This is a genomic window from Flavobacterium sp. (assembly GCF_013822155.1).
Lineage (GTDB): Bacteria > Bacteroidota > Bacteroidia > Flavobacteriales > Flavobacteriaceae > Flavobacterium.
Genome location: NZ_PNJW01000094.1, coordinates 1 through 5,490, shown reverse-complemented (window position 1 = coordinate 5,490; position 5,490 = coordinate 1). Strand labels below are relative to the sequence as shown.

Sequence of the window (5,490 nt, the reverse complement as noted above, 5' to 3'; positions counted from 1 at the left end):
TTCTGATTTTTTCAATAAAATACTAAATTGATTGGTATGAACATATCCATTCATTAATAAAAGAATATTTTCAAGGTCTTCAGGATTTGAATTAGTAAACAGTTCATAATATTTCACTGCGTTAGGCCAATCCTGTTTGTTTTGATAAAATTTTCCAACTTCTTTAGCCACTTTTACCTCTCTATCATCTTTAAAATAATGAATCGCTTTTTCCAAATCGAGTGTATATTCCGGATTATTTTTAGCAAAAATTAAAAATTCATTAAAAACACGGTGTTTTATTTTTTGATCAATTTTCGGACTATTCAAAATCTTATGCATAGCCAATGCAGCATTAGCTCCATCTTCTTTTTCTAAATTGAACTTAAACAAACTCACTTGTGCCCAATCAGAACTTGGAATTTCTTTTTCCAGCAACTTTGCAATTTCCAATGCTTTTTCTTCTTGGTTGTTTTCTGAATATAAATAAATCAGTGCCACATAATTGGATTCTTCTTTCGGATTATTTTTGATAGCTTCTAAAAGTTTCTCTGATTCAATTCCTTGGTATTTTGTTGCCGTCATTATTTGGGCACGAAATTGTTCTCTGATTTCTGTTTTACCAACCGTTTCTGTTAACTCATTTATCAATTCCAATGCTTTATCATACTGTTGTGTAAACATGTAAAGCGAAACTAAATCTTCTTTGTATTCTTTTTTAAATTCAATCAGTTTTTTGATAATGATAATCGCATTATCATAATTTCGGGTGGCATAGGACACATCATATAGGCCAACCCAATACCATCGGTTAGACGGATCGAGTTGAGTTGCTTTTTCAAAACTATTATAAGCACTTGTATATTCTTTTTGATAGAAATAATTTTTACCTAATTCGAAATGTACAACCGGATTATTAGGTTGTAATTGCAAACATTTTTGCATCGCATTGATGGCTTTGTCATAATTTTCAATTCCTTTTTCACGTAAAGATTCATAAAATGAATTTTGGAATTCATCATTATCTAATGCAATATCTTCAGGCTCTCCTTGTGAAAAAGCAACATTACATTGGAATAAAATTCCAACAAAAAGTAAGATATGAAATAATTTTTTTTTCATTATACCTGACCCACAACCCCTCTCCAAAGGAGAGAAAGAGCGAGCACTTTATTAAAAATTTTTATTCTAAAACAGAATAATCACCAATACTAATACTTGTAAAATTTCCATCAAAAGAAACATGACTGCCAATCATGGCGTTGTCAAGGTTTGCATTTTTTATTACTGTCAAATTTTGAACCAAACTATTTTTTATAGTTGAATTTTCTACTTTACATCCGGTTCCTAACGACACATTTGGTCCTATTGTGGTGTTTTTAAGCACTACATTATCCCCAATAAAACAAGGTTCAATGATGGTTGAGTTTTCAGAAACTAATACTTTTGAAATCAATTTTTCACCATCCTGATGCAAGAAATTCAACATTCTGGTATTGGTTTCTACCGTTACATTTTTATTGCCGCAATCCATCCACTCATCTACTTTTCCGGGAACAAATTTCAGTCCTTTTTGTTTCATGTTTTCCAACGCATCGGTCAATTGATATTCGCCTCCTTTTACTACATTATTATCCAATAAAAATTGTAATTCTTTGCGAAGAGTTTCACCACTTTTAAAATAATATATTCCTATAATGGCTAAATCAGAGATAAACTCCTTTGGTTTTTCAACAAAATCTACAATTTGATTATGTTTATTGAGCTGAACAACACCAAATGCACTTGGATCATCCACTTGTTTTACCCAAATCACACTATCTGCTGAAGTGTCTAACGTAAAATCAGCTCGAAAAAGTGTATCTGCATAGGCAACAACAATTGGTCCTGACATACTTTCTTTCGCACACATAATGGCATGAGCGGTTCCCAATGCCTCATTTTGGTAGCAAATGGTTCCTTTTGCTCCTAATTTTTCAGCAATGGAAACTAAATCTTTTTCAACTTGTTTACCAAAATCTTTATGAATGATAAAAGCTATTTCTTCAATTTGTTGATTCAGTACACCGGCAATGTCTTCCACTAATCGATGAACAATTGGTTTTCCTGCAATTGGAATTAATGGTTTTGGAACCGTTAAGGTGTGTGGTCTTAATCGTGAGCCGCGTCCGGCCATGGGAACTATTATTTTCATGTTTTTGTTTTTTCTTCCATTGGCTGAAGCCAACGGTAATTTATTTTTGTTTTTTCTTCCATTGGCTGAAGCCAACGGCTATTTTACTCCTGTGCTTCCAAAACCACCGGAACCTCTGGAAGTTTCAGATAATTCCGTTACTTCTATCCATTCGGCACGTTCATGTTTGGCAATAACCAATTGAGCCACTCGCTCACCATTTTCAATTACAAAATCCTCAGTAGATAAATTTACTAAAATCACTCCGATTTCTCCACGATAATCGGCATCAATTGTTCCGGGAGAATTCAAAACAGTGATTCCTTTTTTTGCAGCTAAACCACTACGTGGACGAACTTGTGCTTCATATCCTATTGGTAATTCAATAAACAATCCGGTTTTTACAATAGTTCGTTCTAACGACTTTAGTATAATTGATTCCGTTAAGTTTGCTCTTAAATCCATACCTGCAGAAGCTACTGTTTCGTAATTTGGCAAAGGATGTTGTGAGTTATTAATAATGTTAATTTGCATTTATATTGTTTTTTTCAATATTCGTAATAGGGTGGGTTTTTCATTTCGATATACAAAATAAATGAAAAGTATTAAAAATCCAATTCCAACAAAGTAATTTTCTCTAAATCCATAAAAATAAATGGTTGAAAACAAAATGGAAAGACCTAAATAAAGAAGAATTTTTTTCATATCATAGGGTATAGGATAATAACGATTCCCTAAATAATAAGATATTATCATCATGCTCCCATAGGCTGCAATAGTTGCAATGGCTGAACCCACATAACTGTAATTTGCTATTAATAAAAAGTTTAACACTAGGGTTACTATTGCCCCAACAATGGAAATATAGGCTCCCATTTTTGTTTTATCAGTCAATTTATACCAAACAGATAAATTATGATAAATTCCCAAAAAGAAATTTGCTAAAATAATCAACGGAACTACTTTCATGGCTTCCCAATAGGAATCGTCTCGAATAATAAGCACTTTTAAAAGATCGGCAAATACAATCACAGCCAATAAAATAATCGAACCAAAAATGATGAAATATTTGGTAATCATTGCATAGGTTTTTGGAGCTTCTTCATTATTGGCGTGACTAAAGAAAAAGGGTTCTATTCCTAAACGAAATGCTGTGGCAAATAGTGTCATAAATAAGGCTAATTTATAACAGGCAGAATAAGCTCCAACGTCAATTTTAGCGATGTTTTTAGGTAATAAATAATCAAGTAAAATTCTGTCGAATGTTTCATTGATGGCAAATGCAATACCGGCAACCAAAATTGGAAGAGCATAGTTCATCATTCGTTTCCATAACTTAAAATCAAAATGCCATTGAATGTGCATATAATTGGGCAAAACAACTATCAGCGTTAACAAACTTGCAATTACATTAGCGACGAAAATATAGCCAATTTGAAAATTTTCAATATAGATACTTGCCAAAAACCCATCGGGATTTGAAAGGGCAATTTTAGGTAAATACAATAAAAAGAAAAGATTTAGAGCAAGGTTTACAACCACATTACCAATTTTAACCATCGCGTAAGCAATGGGTCGTTGATAAGCCCTAAGTTTAGAAAATGGAATAATCACTAAAGCATCTAACACCAAAATCCAAATGGTATAAGTAATATATTCAACCTCAATATGCGTAAAGTGGGCAATCTTATTTCTGAATAAAAGTGACCCAATTAAAAAAACCATCGTTGTCCAAAAAATAGAAACAGTAGCTGTTCCAATGACCGATTTTTTATCATTATCACTATTGTAAAAACGAAAAAAAGCGGTTTCCATTCCGTAAGCAAGAATCACATTAAACAACACCATCCAAGAAAAAATAACAGACACTTCGCCATATTCCTGAACGTTTAAAACAGCTGGATTGGTGTAAAGAGGTACTAAAATAAAACTGAACATTCTGGGAAGCACGGTTGCTAACCCATAAATGGCCGTTTGTTTAAAAAGTGATTTATAAATACCCAAAAGAATTCTTTAGTTTTATTGCTCAAATTTAGTTTAAAAAAATGTAAAGGGATTGATTCATTGGTTTTAAATTTCTTTGAATATCTTAGTAGAAACTTTGTGCTTTACTTATTTTACAATGTTTCACAAATCCTATAGAATAATAAATAATCTTGTTTTTGAAATTTGAGTTGGCTAATTTGTAGCCCTTTCAACTACATCTCTAAACTTATAGTGTTTTACTATTCCGGCTTGTTTAAATTCTAAAACAGCTTCAGTCGGTTTTAAGTTGAATTGAGATTTTTGAATAGTAGGAGGTTCATTCCCATATTCTTTTTCTGGATTTGAATCAAAAATTAAATCAGGTTTGACAAAAACGGCTTGGAAATTTTGATCGGAAATTTTTTCTACTACTGTTTTTTGATTCCTGAAATAAAGTGATTGAAGTTGAATTTCAGCAGGAATTGCTTTTTCAAATTGGACAATAAAAATAATTTTATTTCCATTGTTTGAGTAATAATAGTTAGAAATCACAACAGGAAATTCTTGCTGGAATGCTTCTTTGGGAGCACAGCTAAGAAGAAAGAATAGTAGTAAGATTAGTAATTTATTCATTATTTTTCTTCCAAAAATTTAACGAAATGAAACCCTTTTGGCACAAAACCATGGTTGTAATAAAATTTATGGGCAGGAAAATTATTGGTATAAGCATCTAAAGCGACCACTTTACAACCCATTTCAACAGCTTTTTGGTTTAAATATTCCGTGAGCAATTTGCCAATACCTTTAGAACGATGATTGGGATGAACAATTACATTATCTAATTCTAAATATTTTCCACACCATAACTTAGTTCCCACCCAAAAACCGGATAAGCCAATGCTATTATCATCTTCTAAAATAATGACTTGTTTATAATTGTTTGGCAACATTTCATCTAACAAATCTGCATAAATCTGTATTGTAAAATCAGGATACAACTGCTGAATTAAGGGCAATTGTTTAAGCATTTCTGCTTTGGTTGTGAGTTCTTTTAGTTGAATCATTTTTAATAGGTACAAAACTAGTTTTCCAAAGATAAAAAAGTATCTTATTTATTTGACTATCAATCCATCTACTTCTTCACAAACCTACCATAATACTCACCTTCCAAACCATCCACTTTTAAAAAATAAGCTCCGGCCTCCAGTTTTGAAACATCTATTTGGCTGGTCGTTGAATAACTAAAATATACTTTTTGACCCAATGTATTAAAAATTGTAACCGATGAAATGATACTGTGTTCTAAATTGATGTTTAGAACATCGTTTACAGGGTTTGGGTAAATTGCAATTTGTTTTTTTGTAAATTCTTGA

Annotated in this window: 7 protein-coding genes; all 7 read right to left on the bottom strand. The window is 31.8% G+C overall.

What is annotated here, in order from left to right; all coding sequences use genetic code 11:
• Positions 1-1,101, bottom strand: a 1,101-nt coding sequence (locus tag C0512_RS14505) for a tetratricopeptide repeat protein (RefSeq protein WP_290862824.1), incomplete at its 3' end; no start/stop codon positions are given.
• 61 nt (positions 1,102-1,162) lie between these two features.
• Positions 1,163-2,173, bottom strand: a complete 1,011-nt coding sequence (locus C0512_RS14500) for a sugar phosphate nucleotidyltransferase (RefSeq protein ID WP_290862822.1) — start codon at positions 2,171-2,173, stop codon at positions 1,163-1,165.
• A gap of 78 nt (positions 2,174-2,251) precedes the next feature.
• A complete protein-coding gene (gene dut, locus C0512_RS14495; RefSeq protein ID WP_290862819.1) occupies positions 2,252-2,686 on the bottom strand; it encodes a dUTP diphosphatase in 435 nt (144 codons plus the stop codon).
• The gene (locus C0512_RS14490) at positions 2,687-4,156 is read right to left on the bottom strand and encodes an oligosaccharide flippase family protein (protein ID WP_290862817.1); all 1,470 of its coding nucleotides are present in this window, start codon (positions 4,154-4,156) and stop codon (positions 2,687-2,689) included.
• 174 nt (positions 4,157-4,330) lie between these two features.
• Positions 4,331-4,750, bottom strand: a complete 420-nt coding sequence (locus C0512_RS14485) for a hypothetical protein (protein WP_290862815.1) — start codon at positions 4,748-4,750, stop codon at positions 4,331-4,333.
• Positions 4,750-5,181: a GNAT family N-acetyltransferase gene (locus C0512_RS14480; protein WP_290862813.1), complete on the bottom strand. Its 432-nt coding sequence runs from the start codon at positions 5,179-5,181 to the stop codon at positions 4,750-4,752. The genes C0512_RS14485 and C0512_RS14480 overlap by 1 nt, the downstream gene beginning before the upstream one ends.
• A gap of 68 nt (positions 5,182-5,249) precedes the next feature.
• Positions 5,250-5,490, bottom strand: a 241-nt coding sequence (locus C0512_RS14475) for a T9SS type A sorting domain-containing protein (protein WP_290862812.1), incomplete at its 5' end; no start/stop codon positions are given.